Source organism: Pseudomonas sp. AD21 (assembly GCF_002878485.1).
GTDB lineage: Bacteria > Pseudomonadota > Gammaproteobacteria > Pseudomonadales > Pseudomonadaceae > Aquipseudomonas.
Genome location: NZ_NQYG01000011.1, coordinates 22695 through 45448 on the forward strand (window position 1 = coordinate 22695; position 22754 = coordinate 45448).

Here is a 22754-nt window from a genome sequence, read left to right on the forward strand (position 1 = left end):
GATTCAGAGCTGGTCGTAGCCTTCGGCCAGATGCAGGTCCTTGAGCTTCACGTAGTTCGCCGCGCTGTAGGTGAAGAAGGCGCGCTCCTTGTCAGTCAGCGGGCGGATCTGTTTCACCGGGCTGCCCACGTACAGGAAGCCGCTTTCCAGGCGCTTGCCCGGTGGCACCAGGCTGCCGGCGCCGATGATCACGTCATCCTCGACCACCGCGCCGTCCATGACGATGCTGCCCATGCCGATCAATACGCGGCTGCCAACAGTGCAGCCATGCAGCATGACCTTGTGAGCGATGGTCACGTCATCGCCGATCAGCAGCGGAAAACCATCCGGGTTGAACGGGCCGGCGTGGGTGATGTGCAGTACGCAACCATCCTGCACGCTGGTGCGCGCGCCGATACGGATGCGGTGCATGTCGCCACGGATCACGGTCAGCGGCCACACGGAGCTGTCTTCGCCGATTTCGACGTCGCCGATCACCACCGCCGAGGCGTCGACAAACGCGCCTTTGCGCAACTGCGGGGTGTGATTCTGGTACTTGCGAACGGGCACGATAAGTTCTCTCTCTGTCGCCGATAGCTGCGGTGAGTGTCGATTGTAATTAAGATGGGCGCATGTTTCTTCCAGCCAAGGTGCCAACCGTGAGCGTGAACAACCCTCTTCTGCAGTCCTACGACCTGCCGCCGTTCTCCACGATCCGTGCCGAACACGTGCTGCCAGCCATTGAAACGATCCTGGCCGACAACCGCGCCGCCATTGCCGAGATCCTCAAGACTCAAGTCGAGAACCCGACCTGGGCCGGCCTGGTATTGGCGATGGACGAACTCAATGATCGCCTTGGCGCAGCCTGGAGCCCGGTCAGCCACCTCAACGCCGTGTGCAACAGCGCCGAACTGCGCGAAGCCTACGAGTCGTGCCTGCCAGCCCTGAGCGCCTACTCCACCGAGATGGGCCAGAACCGCGAACTGTTCCAGGCCTATGAAGCCCTGGCCAACAGCCCGCAAGCTGCCGGTTTCGAGGTGGCGCAAAAGACTATTCTGGAACACGCCCTGCGCGATTTCCGTCTGTCGGGTATCGACCTGCCGGAAGCCGAACAAAAGCGCTACGCCGAAGTGCAGAGCAAACTGTCCGAGCTGGGCAGCCGCTTCTCCAACCAACTGCTCGACGCCACTCAGGCGTGGACCAAGCACGTCACCGATGAAGCCGCCCTCGCCGGTCTGACCGATTCGGCCAAGGCGCAAATGGCCGCCGCCGCACAGGCCAAAGACCTTGATGGCTGGCTGATCACCCTGGAATTCCCGAGCTACTACGCGGTGATGACCTACGCGCAAGACCGTGCGTTGCGTGAAGAAGTCTACGCCGCCTACTGCACCCGCGCCTCGGATCAAGGCCCGAACGCCGGCCAGAACGACAACGGCCCGGTGATGGAAGAGATCCTCGACCTGCGTCAGGAACTGGCCAAACTGCTGGGCTTCGCCAGCTTCTCCGAGCTGAGCCTGGCCACCAAAATGGCCGAATCCAGCGATCAGGTGCTGAGTTTCCTGCGCGACCTGGCCAAGCGCAGAAAGCCGTTTGCCGCACAGGATTTGCAGCAACTGCGCGCCTACGCCGCCGAACAGGGCTGCGCCGATCTGCAAAGCTGGGACAGCGGTTTCTACGGCGAGAAGCTCCGTGAACAACGTTACAGCGTCGCTCAGGAAACCCTGCGGGCCTACTTCCCGATCGATAAAGTCCTCGGCGGTCTGTTCGCTATCGTCCAGCGTCTGTACGGCATCGAAATCGCCGAACTGAAAGGCTTCGACACCTGGCACCCGGACGTGCGCCTGTTCGAGATCAAGGAAAACGGCCAGCACGTCGGCCGCTTCTTCTTCGACCTCTACGCCCGCGCCAACAAGCGTGGCGGTGCGTGGATGGACGGCGCCCGCGACCGTCGCCGCACCGTCGACGGCGTGCTGCAAAGCCCGGTCGCCAACCTGGTGTGCAACTTCACCCCGGCCGACAGCGGCAAGCCGGCGCTGCTGACCCACGATGAAGTGACCACCCTGTTCCACGAGTTCGGCCATGGTCTGCATCACCTGCTGACCCGCGTTGATCACGCCGGTGTCTCCGGGATCAACGGCGTGGCGTGGGACGCGGTCGAGTTGCCGAGCCAGTTCATGGAAAACTGGTGCTGGGAGCCGGAAGGCCTCGCGTTGATCTCCGGTCACTACGAAAGCGGCGAACCACTGCCGCAGGATCTGCTGGAAAAAATGCTCGCAGCGAAGAACTTCCAGTCCGGCCTGATGATGGTCCGACAGTTGGAGTTCTCGCTGTTCGACTTCGAACTGCACGCCACCCACGGTGACGGCCGCAGCGTCGCGCAGGTACTCGAAGGCGTGCGTGACGAGGTGTCGGTGATGCGTCCACCGGTCTACAACCGCTTCCCCAACAGCTTCGCGCACATCTTTGCCGGCGGTTACGCGGCGGGTTACTACAGCTACAAGTGGGCTGAAGTGCTGTCGGCGGATGCCTTCTCGAAATTCGAAGAAGACGGCGTGCTCAACGCACAAACCGGTCGTGCATTCCGCGAAGCGATTCTGGCCCGTGGTGGTTCGCAGGCGCCAATGGTGTTGTTCGTCGACTTCCGTGGCCGCGAGCCATCGATTGACGCACTCTTGCGCCACAGCGGCCTGAGTGAGGACGCAGCAGCATGAGTGAGGCACCTGTGATTACCAAGAAGCGCTTTATCGCCGGGGCCGTCTGCCCGGCGTGCAGCGAGCCGGACAAACTGATGATGTGGAACGAGGACAGCGTGCCGCACCGCGAATGCGTGGCCTGCGGTTACTCGGATACGCTCAACGAGCAGGGGTTGTCGGTTCCCAAGGAACTGGGCACGCGGGTCAATACCAGCGCGCTCAAACCGGCGCCGGACAAGACCGTCCAGGCCGTGCAGTTCTTCCCGAATCCGAAACTGAAGAAAAAGTCCGAAGACTGAGCCAGCGAATAACCCTCCACGGTGCAATGCCGTGGAGGGTTCGGCTTATTTGAGGTTGACTGACTGGAACCAGCTCTTCATCGAGCAGGTAGCAAACGCACTGGTGCTGCAATCGCCATTGGCCAGGGCGGTGCGCAGTTTGTCGACGTCGGCCTGCATCACATAGCGCACGCCATCCTTGAAATGGCCGCTCTCACCAAAACCGCCCTGAGTCATTTCATTCAGCGCGTCTTCCTTGCTCCAGCCCTGCACCACAATCCGGTACATCGCCGCCATCAGGCCGGTGCGGTCGGAACCATGCTTGCAATGCATCAACACCGGGCCATTGGCTTCGGCGGTCTGAATCGCGCGCAGGGTCTTGAGCACATCGGCGTCATCGACATGGTTGGTGCGATAAGGCAGTTGCACCTGATTGATGCCCGGCTCGGACAGCCAACTGCTGTCGGCTTCGGGCAGAAAGTTGATCACGGTCGCCACTTTGAGGTTCTTCAGCAACGGCACCGCACCGCCGTCCGGCAAGGCACTGCGATACAGCGTTGGCGACATCTGGAACAGGTTGTACTGCACTTCAACCGGTTGCGCCCACTCAGGCGGGCGCGATGTGACAGCGGCGTCAGCCTGGGCTGGCATCAAGTGCAGCAGGGCAGCAAGCGACAAACACAAAGCAGGGAAAAGGCGCACTCGAGACATGCTGGGCTGACCGTATCGAAATTCATCAATGAAAGGCCTCGCAGCTTCCACGTCTGGCAGTCAAAGCCCTGTGAGCCACTTGTCAAAGAATCGTGAATCCGCACGATTTCATTGAACACCGCGTAAAAAAAACCGTGGGTTTTTCCGCTGAATCGGTTCACCCCGATGATTAGGCTGCTACCATTTGTCACACGATGTTGCAGCCGTCCCCCTTTTCCCGGTCAAACGGGCCACGCGCCGCGACGAAAAAATGCTCAAGCCGTTCGTAGAAACGGACAACCATCAATGCCTGATGAGGTGCACTCCCATGTCTGATGCAGATCGAGACAACCCGCGGCGTGAGTTCTTGCGCAAATCCCTGACCCTGATTCCCGTGGTTACCCTGGCCGGAACCGGTCTGGGCAGCAGCGTGCTGCAAGCTGCACCTGCAGCCACCCCGGCGGCGCCAGCCGCAACCCCGGCGAAATCCGAAGCCGGCGCTTACCAGCCGAGCTATTTCAGCGCCGAGGAATGGGCCTTCATCAACGCCGCCGTGGCGCAATTGATCCCCAACGACGATCAGGGCCCGGGGGCTCTGGAAGCCGGCGTGCCGGAATACATCGACCGCCAGATGAACACCCCGTATGCCGCCGGTGCCCTCTGGTACATGCAAGGCCCGTTCAACGCCGACGCGGCGCCGGAGATGGGCTGGCAGAGCAAACTGGTGCCCAAAGACATCTATCGCCTCGGCATCGCCGCCACGGATCAGTGGGCAAAATCGCTGAACGGAAAGACATTTGCTGAGCAAGACAGCGCTACCCGAGACGATCTGCTCAAGCAACTCGAAGCCGGCAAGCCGCAGTTCGATGCCGTTCCGGCAAAGATTTTCTTCAGCCTGTTGCTGCAAAACACCAAGGAAGGGTTCTTCTGCGATCCGATCCACGGCGGCAATAAAGGCATGGTCGGCTGGACCATGATCGGCTTCCCCGGCGCCCGCGCCGATTTCATGGATTGGGTGGAACGCAACGAGCAATACCCCTTCCCGGCAGTTTCGATTCGCGGCGAGAGGGCTTGAGCATGGCAACGGTAATGAAGAAGGTCGACGCGGTGATCGTCGGTTTTGGCTGGACCGGCGCAATCATGGCCAAGGAGCTGACCGAAGCCGGGCTCAACGTGCTGGCGCTGGAGCGCGGGCCGATGCAGGACACTTACCCCGACGGCAACTATCCGCAGGTGATCGACGAACTCACCTACAGCGTGCGGAAAAAACTCTTTCAGGACATCTCGAAAGAAACCGTCACCATCCGTCACAGCGTCACCGACATTGCCCTGCCGAACCGCCAATTGGGTGCGTTCCTGCCGGGTAATGGCGTGGGTGGCGCCGGTTTGCACTGGTCGGGCGTGCATTTCCGGGTCGACCCGATCGAGTTGCGCATGCGCAGCCATTACGAAGAGCGCTACGGCAAAAGCTTCATCCCCAAGGACATGACCATCCAGGACTTCGGCGTCAGCTACGAAGAGCTCGAACCGTTCTTCGATTTCGCCGAGAAAGTCTTCGGCACCTCCGGCCAGGCCTGGACCGTAAAAGGCCAACTGGTCGGCCAGGGCAAGGGCGGCAACCCGTACGCGCCGGATCGCTCGAACCCGTTCCCGCTGGAGGCGCAGAAGAACACCGTTTCCGCACAGCTGTTCGGCAAAGCGGCGACAGAGGTCGGTTACAAACCCTACAACCTGCCATCGGCGAATACTTCAGGGCCGTACACCAATCCCTACGGCGCACAGATGGGTCCGTGCAACTTCTGCGGATTCTGCAGCGGCTACGTTTGCTACATGTATTCCAAGGCTTCGCCTAACGTGAACATTCTGCCGGCGCTCAAGCCGCTGCCGAATTTCGAGCTGCGCGCCAACGCCCACGTGCTGCGGATCAACCTCGACAGCACGAAAAGCAAAGCCACCGGCGTCACCTACATCGATGCTCAGGGCCGCGAGATCGAGCAACCTGCAGATCTGGTGATCCTCGGCGCGTTCCAGTTGCACAATGTGCGCCTGATGCTGCTGTCCGGGATCGGCAAACCCTACGACCCGATTACCGGCGAAGGCGTGGTCGGGCGCAACTTTGCCTACCAGAACATGGCGACCATCAAGGCGTTCTTCGACAAGGATACCCACACCAACAACTTCATGGGTGCCGGCGGCAACGGCGTGGCACTGGACGACTTCAACGCCGACAACTTCGACCACGGCCCGCACGGCTTCGTCGGCGGCTCGCCAATGTGGGTCAATCAGGCCGGCAGCCGGCCGATTGCTGGCACTTCGAACCCGCCGGGCACCCCGGCCTGGGGCAGTGACTGGAAACGCGCGACCGCCGATTACTACACCCACCAGGTGTCGATGGACGCCCACGGCGCGCATCAGTCCTACCGTGGCAACTACCTCGACCTCGACCCGGTGTACCGCGATGCCTACGGCTTGCCGCTGTTGCGGATGACCTTCGACTGGCAGGAAAACGACATCAAGATGAACCGCTTCATGGTCGAGAAAATGGGCAAGGTCGCCCAAGCCATGGGCCCGAAAGCCATCGCGGTGATCGGCAAACAGGTCGGTGATCACTTCAACACCGCGGCCTACCAGACCACGCACCTTAACGGTGGCGCGATCATGGGCACCGATCCGAAGAAGAGCGCCCTGAACCGCTACCTGCAGAGCTGGGACGTGCACAACGTGTTCGTACCGGGTGCGTCGGCATTCCCGCAAGGTCTGGGTTACAACCCGACCGGGCTGGTGGCGGCATTGACCTACTGGTCGGCCAAGGCGATCCGCGAGCAGTACCTGAAAAACCCCGGCCCGCTGGTCCAGGCATAAGGAGCGATGACCATGAAAATTCTCGTTATCGCCACCCTGGCCCTGCTCGGCAGCGCCTCAATTCAAGCGGCCGAAGTTGATCAAGCGTTGATCAAACAAGGCGAGTACCTCGCCCGCGCCGGTGACTGCGTGGCCTGCCACACCGCCAAGGGTGGCAAGCCGTTCGCCGGCGGCCTGCCGATGGAAACCCCGATCGGCACGATCTACTCGACCAACATCACCCCGGACAAAACCGGCGTCGGTGATTACAGCTTCGAGGACTTCGACAAAGCGGTGCGCCATGGCGTTGCCAAAAACGGCAGTACGTTGTACCCGGCGATGCCGTATCCGTCCTACGCCCGTGTCAGCGAAACCGACATGCAGGCGCTGTACGCCTACTTCATGCACGGCGTCGAACCGGTCGCGCAGGAGAACAAGGCCAGCGACATTCCATGGCCACTGAGCATGCGCTGGCCACTGATGGGCTGGCGCTGGATGTTCGCGCCGAAGGTCGAAGACTACAAGGCAACCACGGATGATCCGGTGATCGATCGCGGCGCCTATCTGGTCGAAGGCCTCGGCCATTGCGGCGCCTGCCATACGCCGCGTGCCCTGACCATGCAGGAAAAATCCCTGAGCGCGGCGGACGGCAAGAACTTCCTCGCCGGCAGTGCGCCGCTGGAAGGCTGGATCGCCAAGAGCCTGCGCGGTGATCACAAGGACGGTCTCGGCGGCTGGAGCGAAGCGCAACTGGTGCAGTTCCTCAAGACCGGACGCAGCGACCGCAGCGCGGTCTTCGGCGGCATGAGCGATGTGGTCACCCACAGCATGCAATACATGACCGACGCCGACCTGACCGCGATCGCCCGCTACCTCAAGTCGCTGCCAGCTACTGATCCAAACGATCAGCCGCACCAGTACGACGAGAAAGCCGCCAAGGCTCTGTGGAACGGCGACGACAGCCAGCGCGGCGCAGCGGTGTACATCGATAACTGCGCGGCCTGCCACCGCACCGATGGCCACGGCTACACCCGGGTGTTCCCGGCACTGGCGGGCAATCCGGTGCTGCAATCGGAGGATCCGACCTCGCTGATCCACATCGTGCTCAAAGGCGGCACCCTCCCGGCGACGCACACGGCACCCTCGACCTTCACCATGCCGGGTTTCGCCTGGCGCTTGTCGGATCAGGAAGTGGCGGATGTGGTGAGTTTCATCCGTGGCAGCTGGGGCAACAAAGGCGCGCCGGTGAACGCGAACGAGGTCAGTCATTTACGCACCAGCGACATGACGACCACCTCGGCTGATGATCTCGGCCAGGTAACCCACAGCAACTAATAAAAGCCCTGTCCGTATTTAATACGGGCAGGGCTTTTTTGTATTACGCCACAACTAATATAGCGTCTGATCCATATTACGGGTTCATGATACTTACATAAGCCTTGGCCAACGCCAGCAACTTTTCCTTGTCATCTGCATCGATATCACCGTCACCATCGATATCCTTGTCATTGCGCACATCGAAGGTTTTGCCCCCGTCATAGGACGACGCAATGATAATCCGCGAATCCAGCAGAGAGTCGGCTGGCACGGCGTTCGCTGCATCCCAACCGGATTGCTTCAGTGCAAACTGCATGGACACCAGTACTTCATCCGGATCAACCGGAGTCGGACCAAGTTTCTGCAGAAAGACGCCGCGATGGTTAAAGTTAGACACTTTTAATTCCTTTTAAATATTGAATAGCAGAATGACAACAAGGCGAATACTAACGACATTGCAAGTTGCACTGCTACTTGAAACATGTGTCTCCAGGTTGCAATAAAAAGGCGCAATCAATAAACCGGATACCCTGTTCCCATACCCCGAATCGCCGAACGGCACTGGCTGTTTACTCGCACCGGCGATACTGTATGCACATACAGCCATCAGGACCCATCCGATGCACACGCCCTTGCCTCCCCGCGGTCGCGGCACCGCGACCAACCCGCACAACCGCTTCGCGCCGAATCGTTCGGTAGCCGAGGACGACGGCTGGTATCAGGAAGTGCCCGAGACGCAAAACACCGAGGTGATGATCGAGACCGCGAAAACCATCATCACCCGCAACACCTCGCCAGACCTGCCCTTTGATCGTTCGATCAATCCCTATCGCGGCTGCGAGCACGGCTGCATCTATTGCTACGCGCGGCCCAGCCACGCCTATTGGGACATGTCGCCGGGGCTGGATTTCGAAACCCGGCTGATCGCCAAGACCAACGCCGCTCAAGTGCTGGAAGAGCAGCTCAGCAAGCGCGGCTATCAGTGCGCGCCGATTAACCTGGGTTCCAACACCGATCCGTATCAACCCATCGAGCGCGAGCACCGGATCACCCGCCAGACCCTCGAAGTGCTGCTTCGCTACCGGCACCCGGTGACCATCGTCACCAAAGGTTCGCTGATTTTGCGCGACCTCGATCTGCTCACCGAGCTGGCACAGCAACGGCTGGTGGCGGTAATGATCAGCCTGACCACGCTGGACGATGAACTCAAACGCATCCTCGAACCCCGTGCCGCTGCACCGAAAGCACGGCTGCGGGCGATCCGGGTGATGCGTGAAGCGGGGATTCCGGTGGGGGTACTGTGTTCACCGATGATTCCGATGATCAACGACAGCGAAATCGAAAGCTTGCTGACCGAGGCGCACGCCGCCGGGGCGCAAAGCGCCGCGTACATGATGCTGCGCCTGCCGCTGGAGGTCGCGCCGCTGTTCGAGGAGTGGCTGCAGGCGCACTACCCGCAGCGCGCGGCCCATGTGCTGAGCCTGGTGCGCCAGAGCCGTGGCGGCGAGCTCTACGACAGCCGTTTCGGCGCCCGCATGCGCGGCGAAGGGCCGTTCGCCGACCTGCTCGCACAACGTTTTGCCAAAGCCATTAAACGCCTCGGTTTAAACCACCGTGAGGGCTATAACCTCGATTGCACTGCCTTCTGTCCGCCGGGTCGCCAGATGTCGTTGATTTAGCGACAATTAGCCTATGGTTGATGGGTTGGAATCCTTCCGTCGAAACAGACCAGTCACGTTTTTTGCGACCTGGAACACACGTTCTAGAGCGCTTTATTCAGTTTGAGTTAAGTTTCGGCGGCTACCTTGTTCATCGAGTGACTGACGGGTCGGGATGACCCGGATGTTTTAAACAGCCACTGGCTTCACATCGGAATACACGGGAATGACTCCCCGAATCCGCCAAAGAGGATGAATCATGAGTGACAAGGATAAACAGCCGTTGGCTGCGTCGGCGCAAGCCGTCCCTGGGGCGGAGTCCGCCGATGCAGCGCTGCGACAGATCGTTGACGGCTTTTTGCATTTTCATCATGAGGTCTTCCCGCAGCAGGAAGAACTCTTCAAGAAACTCGCCACGGCCCAGGCGCCAAAGGCGATGTTCATCACCTGCGCCGACTCGCGCATCGTGCCCGAACTGATCACCCAGAGCTCGCCGGGCGATCTGTTCGTGACCCGTAACGTCGGCAACGTCGTGCCGCCTTACGGCCAGATGAACGGTGGCGTTTCCACCGCGATCGAATACGCGGTACTGGCGCTGGGCGTGCAGCACATCATCATCTGCGGCCACTCCGATTGCGGCGCCATGCGCGCAGTGCTCAATCCGGACAGCCTGGAAAAAATGCCGACTGTCAAAGCCTGGCTGCGTCATGCGGAAGTGGCGAAGACCATGGTGCATGACAACTGTCACTGCGCCGACGAAAAAGAAAGCATGCCGATCCTCACCGAGGAGAACGTCATCGCCCAATTGCAGCACTTGCGTACCCATCCCTCGGTAGCCTCGCGCATGGCGAACGGTCATTTGTTCATCCATGGCTGGGTCTACAACATCGAAACCAGTGAAATCAAAGCTTACGACGCGGATCAGGGACGTTTCCTGCCGCTCGACGGCACCCATCCGATTCCGGTGGCGACGCCCAAAGCGCGCTTCTAAATCTTCCTAAACATCTGTGTGGTTTGACGCCGGCCGCTGTTTCAGCGGCTCGGCGAAGCCATGCCTGAAGAAAACTTCGGGAGAGTCACCATGCGTGCTGCTCAATTGAAAGCGGTGTTGCCACGGGAGCTGCTCGCTTCAGTGGTTGTGTTTTTGGTCGCCTTGCCGCTGTGCATGGGTATCGCGATTGCGTCAGGGTTGCCGCCGGCCAAGGGTCTGATTACCGGGATCATCGGTGGTCTGGTGGTCGGTTGGCTGGCGGGGTCGCCGTTGCAGGTCAGTGGTCCCGCGGCGGGTCTGGCGGTGTTGGTGTTCGAACTGGTGCGCCAGCACGGCATCGAGATGCTCGGGCCGATTCTGCTGCTCGCGGGTTTCCTGCAACTGGTGGCCGGTCGCCTGAAGCTCGGTTGCTGGTTCCGGGTGACGGCGCCAGCGGTGGTGTACGGCATGCTCGCGGGGATCGGAGTGCTGATTGTGCTCTCGCAAGTGCATGTGATGCTCGATGCCAAGCCGCAACCCTCCGGTCTGGATAACCTCACGGCATTCCCCAGCGCGGTGGCGCAAGCCTTGCCATCGCTCGGCTGGCAGGCCGGGTTGCTTGGGCTGGCGACCATAGCGGTGATGTGGCTATGGGAGAAATTCCGTCCGAATTCGCTACGGTTTGTTCCCGGTGCATTGCTCGGCGTCGGTCTGGCCACGGGCGCCAGCCTGCTGCTGGCGTTGCAGGTGAAACGGGTCGAGGTGCCGGAGAATCTGGCCGAAGCCATCGACTGGCTGAAACCGGCGGACCTGCTCAGCCTGGCCGATCCGACGCTGCTGATCGCCGCGTTCGCCGTGGCGTTCATCGCCAGCGCCGAAACCCTGCTGTCTGCTGCGGCAGTGGACCGCATGCACAACGGGGTGCGTTCGGACTTCGACCGTGAGCTGTCGGCGCAAGGTGTCGGCAACATGCTCTGCGGTCTGGTCGGGGCACTGCCAATGACCGGGGTGATCGTGCGCAGTTCAGCCAACGTCCAGGCCGGTGCGACCACGCGTTATTCGACGATCCTCCATGGTCTGTGGCTGCTGGCGTTCGTGCTCTTGCTGTCGAGCGTGCTGCAAAGCATTCCGGTGGCGAGTCTGGCGGGGGTGCTGGTGTATACCGGTTTCAAACTGGTCGACCTCAAGGCCTTTCGCGGTCTGGGCCGTTACGGACGGATGCCGATGTTCACCTACGCCGCCACGGCGCTGGCGATCATCTTTACCGATCTGTTGACCGGTGTGCTGATCGGTTTCGGTCTGACCCTGGTGAAACTGGCGTTCAAGGCTTCGCGCCTGAAGATCAGCCTGATCGACCTGCCACAGGACGGTGAGATGGAGTTGCGCCTGATCGGTGCGGCGACGTTCCTCAAGGTGCCGGCGCTGACCCAGGTGCTGGGCAGCATTCCCGCAGGTACGACGGTGCATGTGCCGCTCAATAACCTGAGCTACATCGACCATTCGTGTCTGGAGTTGCTGGAGGAATGGGGTCGGGCGAATGCGGCGAAAGGGTCGAAGCTATTGATCGAGTCGCGCGGGTTGAAGCGCAGGCTTGAAGGCAGGGTGCGGACCAATACCGGAATCGGCGCTGCCGGCTAAATTTGCTGGTTGAACTCAACCCCTGTAGGAGTGAGCCTGCTCGCGATGGCGGTGGGTCAGTCAACAAAGATGTTGATTGATCTATCGCCATCGCGAGCAGGCTCACTCCTACATTCGATTGTGTGTAACTCAGGCAGCAGGCTGGTCGAGCTCGAGGCCCACACCCAGTCGGCGGCCCATGCACGGCCAGCGTTTCCACGCGGCGCCGGTGTCCGGGCTGCTGAGTTTGTCGCGGTAGGCTTCTACCGACTCCAGCGCAAAACTCTCGTCGTCGAGCATCTCGTCGATAGTGTGATGCACGACTTCGTCCAGTTGATTGGCAAATTCCTCACCGAGCAATTGGTGAGCAATCAAATTGGCGACCGTCATGTCCAAGGGGATCAGTGGCTGGCCGAGATGCTTGATGTACAGGTCGTTGACCTCTTCGACAAAGCGGTGCGCCAGATAGGCTTCGTCCAGCAGACTGTCCAGGCCGACCGGCGGCTGGAGGAAGTACTGCTCGGCGATTTTCAGCACCGGTTTGATCTGCGACTCGATTCCCGCTTCCCTGGCGACTTCATTGGCTGCATCCAGCATGTCTGGTACTTCGTCGATATAAGCAGTGACGAAGCTCGTCAACGCTTCTTCGCGGTTAGCGTCCGGCAACTGGATGGCCGAATGCAGATGAGGCAACTTGGCTTCCAGCTGACGCTTGAGCCGTCCGGTTTCATTTTCGGTTTGTCGGGCTTTTTGGATCTGCTCGCGCAATGCGGCGGTGTTCATGAAAACTCCAGGGTACAAGGCAATGAAATAGGGAAGACATAACTTAGCTGCCTTACGAAAAATGCTAAGACGCATTTGTCATAATTATTTCATCCTTGATGCACCTGCGTTATATCGATTTGCCACCACTCGTCTGCATCCTTCTCCATTCGTGCCCTTGAACGCAAGTGCCAGCTGTTTCAGGTCATTTACGTGTGCACATTGCAATTTCCCGTCGCTGTCTATACTCGCCAGTGAATGGAGTTAGCTGATGACGCCCGACTGCACCCGCAGCAAGGCCCGGCGATTCAAGTTCGTAGTCTGATGCAGCCGCTCCCTTGCCGCAGGCGAAAGCCGGCGGGATAACAAGAACGATAAGGGGAACCCGCAATGATGCGACATCCACACGTCTGGATGGGCCTCCTGTTGTGGTCGATTTTCAGCCCGGCACATGCTGCCTGGACTGTGAATATGGCGCCTGGAGCGACTGAAATCAGTCACGCAGTATTCGACCTGCACATGACCATTTTCTGGATCTGTGTGGTGATCGGGATCATCGTCTTCGGCGCCATGTTCTGGTCGATGATCGTGCATCGCCGCTCGACCGGGCAGGTCGCCGCAAAGTTCCACGAAAGCACCACCGTCGAAATTCTCTGGACCGTCGTGCCGCTGCTGATTCTGGTGGCGATGGCCGTTCCGGCGACCGCCACCCTGATCCGCATGTACGACACCAGTGAGCCGGATATCGATATCCAGATCACCGGTTATCAATGGAAGTGGCACTACAAATACCTGGGCCAGGACGTCGAGTTCTTCAGCAACCTGGCCACCCCCGCCGAACAGATCCATAACAAGGAAGCCAAGGGCGAGCACTACCTGCTCGAAGTCGACAAGCCCCTGGTGCTGCCGGTCGGCGCCAAGGTGCGCTTCCTCGTGACCTCTGCCGACGTCATTCACTCGTGGTGGGTGCCGGCGTTCGCGGTCAAGCGCGATGCGATCCCGGGGTTCGTCAACGAAGCCTGGACGCGGATCGACAAGCCCGGCATCTACCGTGGCCAATGCGCCGAGTTGTGCGGCAAGGATCACGGCTTCATGCCGATCGTGGTCGACGTCAAAGAGAAGCCCGACTACGAAAAATGGCTGGCCGACCGCAAGGCTGAAGCGACGCAGCTCAAGGAGCTGACCAGCAAGGAATGGACGCTGGACGAGCTTAAAGAGCGCGGCGACAAGATCTATCACACCACCTGCGTGGCCTGTCACCAGGCCGAAGGCCAGGGCCTGCCGCCGATGTTCCCGGCGCTCAAAGGCTCGCCGATTGCCACCGGGCCAAAAGCCGACCACCTGCACCGCGTGTACTTCGGCAAGCCCGGCACCGCGATGGCGGCGTTCGGCAAGCAGTTGTCGGAAGTCGATATCGCAGCGGTCGTGACCTACGAACGTAACGCCTGGGGCAACAACAAGGGCGACATGGTCACGCCAAAAGAAGTGCTGGAGCTCAAACAGGCGGAAAGCAAATGAGCCGGTCCATCGCGTACTTCGTGAACCGGCCGGGGCAGCGCGCCCCGGCCAGCCCAGCCCACTCACGTAAAGGAGACCGGCCATGAGCGCTGTAATCGATGACCACGGTCATGCCGACCACGCCCACGGCCCCGCCAAAGGCCTGATGCGCTGGGTGCTGACCACCAACCACAAGGACATCGGCACGCTGTACCTGTGGTTTGCGTTCTGCATGTTCCTGCTCGGCGGCTCGTTCGCCATGGTGATCCGCGCCGAGCTGTTCCAGCCCGGCCTGCAGATCGTCGAGCCGGCGTTCTTCAACCAGATGACCACCATGCACGGCCTGGTGATGGTCTTCGGTGCGGTGATGCCGGCGTTCGTCGGCCTCGCCAACTGGATGATCCCGTTGATGATCGGCGCGCCGGACATGGCCCTGCCGCGAATGAACAATTTCAGCTTCTGGCTGCTGCCGGCGGCGTTCCTGCTGCTGGTTTCGACCCTGTTCACCGCCGGCGGCGGACCGAACTTCGGCTGGACGTTCTACGCCCCGCTGTCCACCACCTATGCGCCGGAAAGCGTCACCTACTTCATCTTTGCCATCCATTTGATGGGGATCAGTTCGATCATGGGCGCGATCAACGTGATCGCCACCATCCTCAACCTGCGCGCCCCCGGCATGACGTTGATGAAAATGCCGCTGTTCGTCTGGACCTGGCTGATCACCGCGTTCCTGCTGATCGCGGTGATGCCGGTACTGGCCGGGTGCGTGACGATGATGCTGATGGACATCCACTTCGGCACCAGTTTCTTCAGCGCAGCCGGTGGCGGTGACCCGGTGCTGTTCCAGCATGTGTTCTGGTTCTTCGGCCACCCCGAGGTGTACATCATGATCCTGCCGGCCTTCGGCGCCGTCAGCCAGATCATCCCGACCTTCTCGCGTAAGCCGCTGTTCGGCTACACCTCGATGGTCTACGCCACGGCGAGCATCGCGTTCCTGTCGTTCATCGTCTGGGCGCACCACATGTTCGTGGTCGGCATCCCGCTGGTGGGCGAGCTGTTCTTCATGTACGCGACCATGCTCATCGCCGTGCCGACCGGGGTGAAGGTGTTCAACTGGGCGAGCACCATGTGGCAAGGCTCGCTGACCTTCGAGACGCCGATGCTGTTTGCCGTGGCGTTCGTGATCCTGTTCTCGATCGGCGGTTTCTCCGGGCTGATGCTCGCCATCGCCCCGGCGGATTTCCAATACCAGGACACCTACTTCGTGGTCGCGCACTTCCACTACGTGCTGGTGCCGGGGGCGATCTTCGGGATCTTCGCCTCGGCCTATTACTGGCTGCCGAAGTGGACCGGGCACATGTACGACGAAACCCTCGGCAAGCTGCACTTCTGGCTGTCGTTCGTCGGCATGAACATGACCTTCTTCCCGATGCACTTCGTGGGCCTGGCGGGAATGCCCCGGCGGATCCCGGACTACAACCTGCAGTTCGCCGACTTCAACATGGTTTCGTCGATCGGCGCGTTCATGTTCGGCGCCACGCAGATCTTCTTCCTGTTCATCGTGATCAAGACCATCCGTGGTGGCGCGCCAGCCCCGGCCAAACCGTGGGATGGCGCCGAAGGCCTGGAGTGGAGCGTGCCGTCACCGGCGCCGTATCACACCTTTACTACGCCGCCGGAAGTGAAATGAAACACCTGGCCTTTGTAGGAGTGAGCCTGCTCGCGATGAGCTGGACGCGGTGTGTCAGGCACACCGCCATCGCGAGCAGGCTCACTCCTACAGGGGGTGGTGTAGAGGGTTGGAATCATGGCTGACTCGATCTCGCTGAAAAAACTCGTCACCCGCCTGCTGGGGGTCGTCGTGGCGATGTTTGTCTTCGGCTTTGCCCTGGTGCCGATCTACGACGTGATGTGCAAGGCCTTCGGCATCAACGGCAAGACCGCCGGGCAGTACGAGGGCGAGCAGGTTGTGGATAAGTCGCGGCAGGTGCGCGTGCAGTTTCTGTCGACCAACAACATCGACATGCCGTGGGAGTTCTACCCCAAGCACGATGAGCTGACCGCCAACCCGGGCGCAGTCAACGAGATGATTTTCGTCGCGCGTAATCCCACCGACAAACCGATGAGCGCCCAGGCCGTGCCGAGTATCGCGCCCAGCGAAGCGGCGGCGTATTTCCACAAGACCGAATGCTTTTGCTTTACCCAGCAGGTGCTACAGCCGGGTCAGCAGATCGAAATGCCGGTGCGTTTCATCGTTGACCGCGACATGCCCAAGGACGTGAAGCACCTGACGCTGTCCTACACGCTGTTCGATATCACCGCCCGACATCCTCCGGTGGCTGCAAACACTGGCGGTTAAGCGTGCCCGATAAGGAGAACAATAAATGGCAAGTCATGAGCACTATTACGTCCCGGCCCAGAGCAAATGGCCGATCATCGCCACGTTCGGCATGGTCATCACCGTGTACGGCCTGGCGACCTGGTTCAACGATCTGAAGGCGGCGCGTCCGGAATCCCACGGCCCGTACATCTTTTTCGTCGGTGGGTTGTTGCTGGCGTACATGCTGTTCGGCTGGTTCGGCGCGGTGATCAAGGAAAGCCGCGCCGGGCTGTACAGCCCGCAGCTCGATCGCTCGTTCCGCTGGGGCATGAGTTGGTTCATCTTCTCCGAGGTAATGTTCTTCATCGCCTTCTTCGGTGCGCTGTTCTACGTGCGGCACATCTCCGGCCCGGCGCTGGGTGGCGAAGGCCCGAAAGGCATTGCGCACATGCTCTGGCCGAACTTCCAGTTCACCTGGCCGCTGCTGCACACGCCTGACCCGAAACTGTTCCCGCCGCCCAAGGAAGTCATCAGCCCGTGGGGCCTGCCGCTGATCAACACGATCCTGCTGGTCAGTTCCAGCGTGACCATCACCATCGCCCACCACGCCTTGAAGAAGGGCCATCGCGGCGCGCTGAAAATCTGGCTGGCGATCACCGTGCTGCTGGGCTGCGGCTTCCTCGCCTTGCAGGCCGAGGAATACATGCACGCCTACCACGAACTGGGCCTGACCCTGGGTTCAGGCATCTACGGCGCGACGTTCTTCATGCTCACGGGGTTCCACGGCGCCCACGTGACCATCGGCACGATCATTCTGTTCGTGATGCTGATGCGCATCATGAAGGGCCACTTCGATGCCGAGCATCAGTTCGGGTTCGAGGCAGCAAGCTGGTACTGGCACTTCGTCGATGTGGTGTGGATCGGCTTGTTCATCTTCGTTTACGTGCTCTGAGGGCTGATCACCAAGGCGCGTGCGACACCAGTTGGCCGCTGTAAAAGCCCCAGGCGATCAAGCCGACGGTGGCAGCGGCCAGTGCCACCCGAACACTCAAGGCGATGACCAGGCGATTGGAGCTGCTGTCGTCCTTGACCAGGAAAAACAGGCCGCTGAACAGGCTGATCACCGTGGCAATCAGCAGCACGACAATGGCTGCTTTGAGCATGGGAAGACTCCGGGGGACAGGCGATGCAGTTGAGTATAGCGATCGCGACGACTGACTTTGTGGCCCGGCCATGAAGCGCTTTCGCCCAGGCGTGATACCGACCGTGGTGGTGGCCCTGTTGCTGCCGCTGCTGGTGTCGCTGGGCTTCTGGCAACTGGGCCGCGGCGCGGAGAAAACCGCCCTGCTCGCCAGTTACGCCGAACGCCGCGCCGCCGCGCCGATGGCCAGCAACGAATTGCTGCACAGCACCGACCCGGCTTATCGCCGGGTACATCTTTACGGTCAGTTCGATGGCGCCCACAGCCTGTTGCTCGATAACCGCCAGCGCAACGGCAAGGTCGGCATCGAACTGCTGCAACCGTTTCAGGACCGGGCCAGCGGTCTCTGGCTGCTGGTCAATCGTGGCTGGCTGCCGTGGCCGGACCGCCGCATAACCCCGCAATTCACCACTCCGACTGACGTGTTGAGTCTCGACGCCTGGGTCTACGTCGCTCCCGGCGCGACCTTCCAGTTGCACGCCGATCCGGCCAGCAGCACCTGGCCGCAAACCATCACCGCCGTCGAGCCGGCCAAGCTGTGGAAAACCCTCGAGCGCGACGGTTTCGCCTACGAACTGCGCACCGAACCCGGCCCGGCCAGCTACGAGGCTGATTGGCCGGTGGTCGCCATGGGCCCGGAAAAACACTTCGGTTACGCCGTGCAGTGGTTCGCCATGGCCACCGCCCTGTTCGGTCTCTACCTCTACCTTGGATTGCACAACGCAAAGGAGAAAAACCATGGGAACGGCCATGAATCCACCCAGCATGTCTGAGGCGAAACCTGCCGCCACCCGTCGTCGTGGCCGGATCCAGCTGCTGCTGATCCTGCTTGGCGTGGTCGGCCCGATGATCCTCGCCACCGGCATGTACAAACTGCAGTTCTGGGTGCCGGACGGTCGCAGCTATCACGGCGAACTGATCGGCAACGGCCAGTCCCGTGCCGACCTCGGCGTGCAGGCCGACGAACAGCGCTGGCAGATGCTGGTCACCGCACCCAAGGACTGCGCGGTCGATTGCCAGCAACTGGTGTACCTCGCCCGGCAGATCCAGATCGGCCTCGGCCGCGATGCCGGGCGCGCCAGCCACGCCCTCGCCGCCGCGCAACCGCTGAACGCCGATTACGAAGCCAAGCTCACCCGCGAATACCCGCAGTTGCAACGCTACCCGCTGGACGCCGCCACCTTCAGCAAGACCACCGGCGACAAGGCCACGCCGCAGCTGTGGATCATCGACCCGCACGGCAACCTCGTGCTGCGCTACGACCCGAACGTGAAGGGTAAGGATCTGCTCAACGACCTGCGCCACCTGCTGAAACTGTCGAACATCGGATAAGGGCATCGTCATGGCCAAACCTGGATTTCGCCTCGCGCTGTTTGCCACCCTGCTGGCACTGATCGTCGTGCTGCTCGGCGCCTACACCCGCCTGACCCACGCCGGCCTTGGATGTCCGGACTGGCCGGGCTGCTACGGCTTTATCAGCGTGCCGAAAAGCGAGGTCCAACTGGCCCATGCCGAGCTGCATTACCCCGACTCGCCGGTGGTGGCGCACAAGGGCTGGAACGAGATGATCCACCGCTACTTCGCCGGCACCCTCGGCCTGCTGATTTCGATCCTGGCCGGGCGCGCCTGGGTCAATCGCCGGCATCCCGGCCAGCCGCTGAAGCTGCCGCTGTTCCTGCTGGCGGTGGTGTTCGCCCAAGCGGCATTCGGCATGTGGACGGTGACGCTCAAGCTCTGGCCGCAAGTGGTTACCGGGCATCTGCTCGGCGGCTTTGCGACATTGAGCCTGCTGTTCCTGCTGACCTTGAGGTTGTCCGGCGTGCTGCCGGCGCTGACCGTGCCCAAGCGCTTGCAGTACTGGGCGACCGCCGGGCTGTTGCTGGTGATCGGCCAGATCGCCCTCGGTGGCTGGGTCAGCTCCAACTACGCGGCGGTGGCCTGCATCGACTTTCCGACCTGTCACGGCCAATGGCTGCCGCCAGCCGACTTTGCCAACGGCTTTCACCTGACCCAGCACATCGGCCCGAATTACCTCGGCGGCCAGCTCGACAGCGATGCGCGCACGGCGATTCACCTGACCCACCGCATCGGCGCCTTGCTGGTCACGCTGGTGCTGCTCGGTCTGGCCTGGCAACTCAGGGCCGTCGGCATGACGCGGCTCGCCGGGCTGGTGCTGGTCGCCCTCGGCGCACAAATCACCCTTGGCATCAGCAACGTGCTGTTCCATCTGCCGCTGCCGGTGGCGGTGGCGCACAACGCCGGCGGCGCAGCGCTGCTGTTGACCATGGTGCTGGTCAATTACCACGCGCGGACCAGTCTGGTCCGGGTCAAACAGCCGGTACTGGCGCGCTGGCGCCTCAGCCCGCGCAAGCACGTGGCCGCGCCTATAACGATAAAAGGAGAAACGCCATGGCGCTTCTGATCGGCGAACGTCCCGCGCAAGCGCTGTGGCGTGACTATCTGGAGCTGACCAAGCCGAAAGTGGTGGTGCTGATGCTCATCACCTCGCTGGTCGGCATGTTCCTCGCGACCCGCGCCGGGGTGCCGTGGACGGTGCTGGTGTTCGGTAATCTGGGAATTGCGCTGTGTGCCGGCGGGGCAGCGGCGGGCAACCATGTGGTCGACCGGCGCATCGATGCGGTGATGGCGCGCACGCATAAACGGCCATTGGCGGAAGGTCGGGTTTCGCCAGCGGCGGCGCTGACCTTTGCACTGGTGCTGGCGCTGCTCGGTCAGGCCATGTTGCTGACCTTTACCAATCCGCTGACGGCGTGGCTGACGCTAGCCTCGCTGCTCGGTTACGCGGTGATCTACACCGGTTTCCTCAAACGCGCGACACCGCAGAACATCGTCATTGGCGGCCTCGCCGGCGCGGCCCCACCGCTGCTCGGCTGGACCGCCGCCACTGGCCATGTCAGCGCCGAACCGTTGCTGCTGGTGCTGATTATCTTCGCCTGGACCCCGCCGCACTTCTGGGCGCTGGCGATTCATCGCAAAGAGGAATACGCCAAGGCCGACATCCCGATGCTGCCGGTGACCCACGGTGAGCACTACACCAAGGTGCATATTCTGCTGTACACCTTTGCGCTGCTGGCGGTCAGTCTGCTGCCGTACGTGATTCACATGAGCGGCGTGCTCTACCTGCTCTGCGCCCTCGCGCTGGGCGCAAGGTTTCTGCAATGGGCCGTGGTGCTGTACCGTGGCACTCGGCCGCACGCGGCGATCAACACCTTCAAGTACTCTATTTATTACTTGTTCCTGTTGTTCATCGCCCTGCTCGTAGACCACTACTTACTGTTGAACCTATGACTCGAACCCAGAAAACCGTCTTCATCCTCGTCGCCGTGATCGCGCTGATCCTGGGACTTACCGTCAACAAAGTGCTGAGTGGCAAAGGCCAGGGCGACCCCACCGCGCTGATCGACGCCGGCATCATCCTGCTGCCGCAAAGCCGCACCCTGCCAGGCGTGACGATGACTAATCAGGATGGCCAACCGGTCGCCATCGACGAGTTGAAAGGCAAGTGGAGCCTGCTGTTCTTCGGCTACACCTTCTGCCCGGACATCTGCCCGACCACCCTCGCGCAACTGCGCCAGATCAAGAGCGAGTTGCCCAAGGACGCTGTGGATAAGTTGCAGATCGTGCTGGTCAGCGTTGACCCGAACCGCGATAACCCGCAGCAGTTGAAGCAGTACCTGGGCTACTTCGACCCGCAGTTCATCGGCCTGACGCCGAAGTCGATCGAAGAGCTGCAGAAGGTGGCGAACGCAGTGAGCATTCCGTTCATTCCGGCCGATACCAGCAAGCCGAACTACACCGTGGATCACAGCGGCAACCTGGCGGTGATCGGGCCGGACGGGACGCAGCGTGGGTTTATTCGTGCGCCGTTGAACAACGCCAAACTGGTCGCACAACTCCCGGTAATGCTTAACCGCAAATAAGGTCACCACTGTTCCAATGTGGGAGCGGGCTTGCTCGCGAATGCGGTGGGACAGATAAAGATATGGCGACTGACACACCGCATTCGCGAGCAAGCCCGCTCCCACAGGGGATTTGTGTCAGGCAAAAAAAGGGAGCCACTTGGGCTCCCGTTTTGTACACAACCAACCAAATCAGAACGCCGGCAACACCGCGCCTTTGTACTTCTCGGTGATGAACTTCTTCACTTCCGGGCTGTGCAGCGCAGCAGCCAGTTTCTGCATCGCGGCGCTGTCCTTGTTGTCCTCGCGGGACACCAGGATGTTCACGTACGGCGAGTCGTTACCTTCGATCACCAGCGCATCCTTGGAGGGATCGAGCTTGGCTTCCAGCGCGTAGTTGGTGTTGATCAGCGCCAGATCGACCTGGGTCAGCACGCGCGGGATGGTCGCGGCTTCCAGTTCACGGATTTTCAGGTCTTTCGGGTTTGTCGCGATGTCTTTGACAGTCGACAGGATGTTTTTCGGATCCTTCAGCGTGATCACGCCCGCCTTGGCCAGCAGCAACAGCGCACGGCCGCCGTTGGTGGCGTCGTTCGGGATCACCACGTTGGCGCCGCTTGGCAGGTCCTTCAGATCCTTGATCTTGTTCGAGTACGCGCCCAGTGGCTCCAGATGCACGCCAGTCACCGCGACCAGATGGGTGCCCTTGGCCTTGTTGAACTCATCAAGGTACGGCTGGTGCTGGAAGAAGTTGGCATCCAGACGCTTTTCAGCGACCTGTACGTTCGGCTGAATGTAGTCGGTGAACACCTTGACCTTCAGATCCACGCCTTCTTTGGCCAGAGCCGGCTTCACGAATTCGAGGATTTCCGCGTGCGGCACCGGAGTGGCGGCAACGGTCAGGGTTTCAGCGTGGGCCGAAAAAGCGGCTACGGCAGCGAAAGCAGCGATCAGTTTTTTCATTCAGCTAACTCCTTTTCAAAGCGCCCGTATGGCGCCTGCCAGCGAATG

At 61.0% G+C, this 22754-nt stretch carries 23 protein-coding genes; 17 read left to right on the plus strand and 6 right to left on the minus strand.

Features of this window, described 5'->3' with window-relative positions; translation table 11 throughout:
• Positions 1 to 3: 3 nt before the first annotated feature.
• Positions 4 to 549 (minus strand): gamma carbonic anhydrase family protein, encoded by a 546-nt coding sequence (locus PseAD21_RS09385; RefSeq protein WP_102355441.1) that lies wholly within the window; start codon positions 547 to 549, stop codon positions 4 to 6.
• 62 nt (positions 550 to 611) lie between these two features.
• On the opposite strand from PseAD21_RS09385, the gene prlC reads away from it, so the two are divergent.
• Positions 612 to 2690, plus strand: coding sequence for an oligopeptidase A (gene prlC, locus PseAD21_RS09390; RefSeq protein WP_178082114.1), 2079 nt, complete (start codon positions 612 to 614; stop codon positions 2688 to 2690).
• Entirely contained in the window at positions 2687 to 2971 is a 285-nt protein-coding gene (locus PseAD21_RS09395; RefSeq protein WP_007962808.1) for a YheV family putative zinc ribbon protein, read from the plus strand. Before prlC ends, PseAD21_RS09395 begins: the two co-directional genes overlap by 4 nt.
• 45 nt (positions 2972 to 3016) lie before the next feature.
• On the opposite strand, the gene PseAD21_RS09400 is transcribed toward PseAD21_RS09395, so the two are convergent.
• Positions 3017 to 3661 carry a dual specificity protein phosphatase family protein gene (locus PseAD21_RS09400; protein WP_102355442.1) on the minus strand — a complete coding sequence of 215 codons (645 nt, stop codon included), beginning with the start codon at positions 3659 to 3661 and terminating at the stop codon, positions 3017 to 3019.
• A gap of 307 nt (positions 3662 to 3968) precedes the next feature.
• Here PseAD21_RS09400 and PseAD21_RS09405 point away from each other — a divergent pair, with 307 nt between their 5' ends.
• From PseAD21_RS09405 to PseAD21_RS09415, 3 genes are read left to right on the plus strand one after another with little or no spacing between them, the layout of a single operon-like run.
• Positions 3969 to 4715, plus strand: coding sequence for a gluconate 2-dehydrogenase subunit 3 family protein (locus tag PseAD21_RS09405; RefSeq protein ID WP_102355443.1), 747 nt, complete (start codon positions 3969 to 3971; stop codon positions 4713 to 4715).
• 2 nt (positions 4716 to 4717) lie between these two features.
• Positions 4718 to 6502 carry a GMC family oxidoreductase gene (locus PseAD21_RS09410; RefSeq protein WP_102355444.1) on the plus strand — a complete coding sequence of 595 codons (1785 nt, stop codon included), beginning with the start codon at positions 4718 to 4720 and terminating at the stop codon, positions 6500 to 6502.
• Between the two features lie 12 nt (positions 6503 to 6514).
• Positions 6515 to 7816 (plus strand): cytochrome c, encoded by a 1302-nt coding sequence (locus PseAD21_RS09415; protein WP_102355445.1) that lies wholly within the window; start codon positions 6515 to 6517, stop codon positions 7814 to 7816.
• Between the two features lie 76 nt (positions 7817 to 7892).
• Here the strand turns inward: PseAD21_RS09415 and PseAD21_RS09420 are convergent, their stop codons facing one another.
• A complete protein-coding gene (locus tag PseAD21_RS09420; RefSeq protein ID WP_102355446.1) occupies positions 7893 to 8195 on the minus strand; it encodes a hypothetical protein in 303 nt (100 codons plus the stop codon).
• A 223-nt stretch (positions 8196 to 8418) separates the two neighbouring features.
• On the opposite strand from PseAD21_RS09420, the gene PseAD21_RS09425 reads away from it, so the two are divergent.
• The 3 genes from PseAD21_RS09425 (at position 8419) to PseAD21_RS09435 (ending at position 12064) form a co-directional block, all read left to right on the plus strand.
• Entirely contained in the window at positions 8419 to 9477 is a 1059-nt protein-coding gene (locus PseAD21_RS09425; RefSeq protein ID WP_102355447.1) for a PA0069 family radical SAM protein, read from the plus strand.
• A gap of 238 nt (positions 9478 to 9715) precedes the next feature.
• Positions 9716 to 10447, plus strand: coding sequence for a carbonic anhydrase (locus PseAD21_RS09430; protein ID WP_102355448.1), 732 nt, complete (start codon positions 9716 to 9718; stop codon positions 10445 to 10447).
• Positions 10448 to 10537: 90 nt separating this feature from the next.
• Complete coding sequence (locus tag PseAD21_RS09435) at positions 10538 to 12064, plus strand: SulP family inorganic anion transporter (RefSeq protein ID WP_102355449.1); 1527 nt, start codon at positions 10538 to 10540, stop codon at positions 12062 to 12064.
• Between the two features lie 129 nt (positions 12065 to 12193).
• On the opposite strand, the gene PseAD21_RS09440 is transcribed toward PseAD21_RS09435, so the two are convergent.
• On the minus strand, positions 12194 to 12826 hold the full coding sequence (locus PseAD21_RS09440) for a hypothetical protein (protein ID WP_007962790.1): 633 nt from the start codon (positions 12824 to 12826) through the stop codon (positions 12194 to 12196).
• A gap of 369 nt (positions 12827 to 13195) precedes the next feature.
• Here PseAD21_RS09440 and coxB point away from each other — a divergent pair, with 369 nt between their 5' ends.
• The 4 genes from coxB (at position 13196) to PseAD21_RS09460 (ending at position 17574) form a co-directional block, all read left to right on the plus strand.
• Complete coding sequence (coxB, locus tag PseAD21_RS09445; RefSeq protein WP_102355450.1) at positions 13196 to 14323, plus strand: cytochrome c oxidase subunit II; 1128 nt, start codon at positions 13196 to 13198, stop codon at positions 14321 to 14323.
• 82 nt (positions 14324 to 14405) lie between these two features.
• The gene (gene ctaD, locus PseAD21_RS09450; protein ID WP_102355451.1) at positions 14406 to 15992 is read left to right on the plus strand and encodes a cytochrome c oxidase subunit I; all 1587 of its coding nucleotides are present in this window, start codon (positions 14406 to 14408) and stop codon (positions 15990 to 15992) included.
• A 117-nt stretch (positions 15993 to 16109) separates the two neighbouring features.
• Positions 16110 to 16661, plus strand: a complete 552-nt coding sequence (locus PseAD21_RS09455; RefSeq protein WP_102355452.1) for a cytochrome c oxidase assembly protein — start codon at positions 16110 to 16112, stop codon at positions 16659 to 16661.
• A 25-nt stretch (positions 16662 to 16686) separates the two neighbouring features.
• Positions 16687 to 17574, plus strand: a complete 888-nt coding sequence (locus PseAD21_RS09460; RefSeq protein ID WP_102355453.1) for a cytochrome c oxidase subunit 3 — start codon at positions 16687 to 16689, stop codon at positions 17572 to 17574.
• A 7-nt stretch (positions 17575 to 17581) separates the two neighbouring features.
• Here PseAD21_RS09460 and PseAD21_RS09465 read toward each other — a convergent pair whose 3' ends face one another.
• Positions 17582 to 17785, minus strand: a complete 204-nt coding sequence (locus PseAD21_RS09465; RefSeq protein ID WP_041073718.1) for a twin transmembrane helix small protein — start codon at positions 17783 to 17785, stop codon at positions 17582 to 17584.
• 70 nt (positions 17786 to 17855) lie between these two features.
• On the opposite strand from PseAD21_RS09465, the gene PseAD21_RS09470 reads away from it, so the two are divergent.
• The 5 genes from PseAD21_RS09470 to PseAD21_RS09490 are packed head-to-tail and all read left to right on the plus strand — an operon-like array spanning position 17856 to position 21764.
• Complete coding sequence (locus tag PseAD21_RS09470; RefSeq protein WP_102355528.1) at positions 17856 to 18596, plus strand: SURF1 family protein; 741 nt, start codon at positions 17856 to 17858, stop codon at positions 18594 to 18596.
• Positions 18562 to 19155, plus strand: coding sequence for a hypothetical protein (locus PseAD21_RS09475; protein WP_102355454.1), 594 nt, complete (start codon positions 18562 to 18564; stop codon positions 19153 to 19155). Before PseAD21_RS09470 ends, PseAD21_RS09475 begins: the two co-directional genes overlap by 35 nt.
• Before the next feature lie 10 nt (positions 19156 to 19165).
• On the plus strand, positions 19166 to 20245 hold the full coding sequence (locus tag PseAD21_RS09480; RefSeq protein WP_102355455.1) for a heme A synthase: 1080 nt from the start codon (positions 19166 to 19168) through the stop codon (positions 20243 to 20245).
• The gene (gene cyoE, locus PseAD21_RS09485; protein WP_102355456.1) at positions 20233 to 21132 is read left to right on the plus strand and encodes a heme o synthase; all 900 of its coding nucleotides are present in this window, start codon (positions 20233 to 20235) and stop codon (positions 21130 to 21132) included. Before PseAD21_RS09480 ends, cyoE begins: the two co-directional genes overlap by 13 nt.
• Positions 21129 to 21764, plus strand: a complete 636-nt coding sequence (locus PseAD21_RS09490) for an SCO family protein (RefSeq protein WP_102355457.1) — start codon at positions 21129 to 21131, stop codon at positions 21762 to 21764. The genes cyoE and PseAD21_RS09490 overlap by 4 nt, the downstream gene beginning before the upstream one ends.
• Positions 21765 to 21935: 171 nt before the next feature.
• Here the strand turns inward: PseAD21_RS09490 and PseAD21_RS09495 are convergent, their stop codons facing one another.
• Positions 21936 to 22706, minus strand: a complete 771-nt coding sequence (locus tag PseAD21_RS09495) for a MetQ/NlpA family ABC transporter substrate-binding protein (RefSeq protein WP_102355458.1) — start codon at positions 22704 to 22706, stop codon at positions 21936 to 21938.
• Positions 22707 to 22754: the final 48 nt, after the last annotated feature.

Bases quoted from the DNA above. Each gene is read 5' to 3' on its own strand.
- PseAD21_RS09405 (WP_102355443.1), top strand. From the start codon at position 3,969: ATGTCTGATGCAGATCGAGACAACCCGCGGCGTGAGTTCTTGCGCAAA.
- PseAD21_RS09410 (WP_102355444.1), top strand. From the start codon at position 4,718: ATGGCAACGGTAATGAAGAAGGTCGACGCGGTGATCGTCGGTTTTGGC.
- PseAD21_RS09490 (WP_102355457.1), top strand. From the start codon at position 21,129: ATGACTCGAACCCAGAAAACCGTCTTCATCCTCGTCGCCGTGATCGCG.
- PseAD21_RS09475 (WP_102355454.1), top strand. From the start codon at position 18,562: ATGGGAACGGCCATGAATCCACCCAGCATGTCTGAGGCGAAACCTGCC.
- ctaD (WP_102355451.1), top strand. From the start codon at position 14,406: ATGAGCGCTGTAATCGATGACCACGGTCATGCCGACCACGCCCACGGC.
- PseAD21_RS09470 (WP_102355528.1), top strand. From the start codon at position 17,856: ATGAAGCGCTTTCGCCCAGGCGTGATACCGACCGTGGTGGTGGCCCTG.
- PseAD21_RS09495 (WP_102355458.1), bottom strand. From the start codon at position 22,706: ATGAAAAAACTGATCGCTGCTTTCGCTGCCGTAGCCGCTTTTTCGGCC.
- PseAD21_RS09430 (WP_102355448.1), top strand. From the start codon at position 9,716: ATGAGTGACAAGGATAAACAGCCGTTGGCTGCGTCGGCGCAAGCCGTC.
- PseAD21_RS09465 (WP_041073718.1), bottom strand. From the start codon at position 17,785: ATGCTCAAAGCAGCCATTGTCGTGCTGCTGATTGCCACGGTGATCAGC.
- PseAD21_RS09415 (WP_102355445.1), top strand. From the start codon at position 6,515: ATGAAAATTCTCGTTATCGCCACCCTGGCCCTGCTCGGCAGCGCCTCA.
- PseAD21_RS09480 (WP_102355455.1), top strand. From the start codon at position 19,166: ATGGCCAAACCTGGATTTCGCCTCGCGCTGTTTGCCACCCTGCTGGCA.
- PseAD21_RS09460 (WP_102355453.1), top strand. From the start codon at position 16,687: ATGGCAAGTCATGAGCACTATTACGTCCCGGCCCAGAGCAAATGGCCG.
- prlC (WP_178082114.1), top strand. From the start codon at position 612: ATGTTTCTTCCAGCCAAGGTGCCAACCGTGAGCGTGAACAACCCTCTT.
- PseAD21_RS09395 (WP_007962808.1), top strand. From the start codon at position 2,687: ATGAGTGAGGCACCTGTGATTACCAAGAAGCGCTTTATCGCCGGGGCC.
- PseAD21_RS09400 (WP_102355442.1), bottom strand. From the start codon at position 3,661: ATGTCTCGAGTGCGCCTTTTCCCTGCTTTGTGTTTGTCGCTTGCTGCC.
- cyoE (WP_102355456.1), top strand. From the start codon at position 20,233: ATGGCGCTTCTGATCGGCGAACGTCCCGCGCAAGCGCTGTGGCGTGAC.
- PseAD21_RS09435 (WP_102355449.1), top strand. From the start codon at position 10,538: ATGCGTGCTGCTCAATTGAAAGCGGTGTTGCCACGGGAGCTGCTCGCT.
- PseAD21_RS09425 (WP_102355447.1), top strand. From the start codon at position 8,419: ATGCACACGCCCTTGCCTCCCCGCGGTCGCGGCACCGCGACCAACCCG.
- coxB (WP_102355450.1), top strand. From the start codon at position 13,196: ATGATGCGACATCCACACGTCTGGATGGGCCTCCTGTTGTGGTCGATT.
- PseAD21_RS09440 (WP_007962790.1), bottom strand. From the start codon at position 12,826: ATGAACACCGCCGCATTGCGCGAGCAGATCCAAAAAGCCCGACAAACC.
- PseAD21_RS09455 (WP_102355452.1), top strand. From the start codon at position 16,110: ATGGCTGACTCGATCTCGCTGAAAAAACTCGTCACCCGCCTGCTGGGG.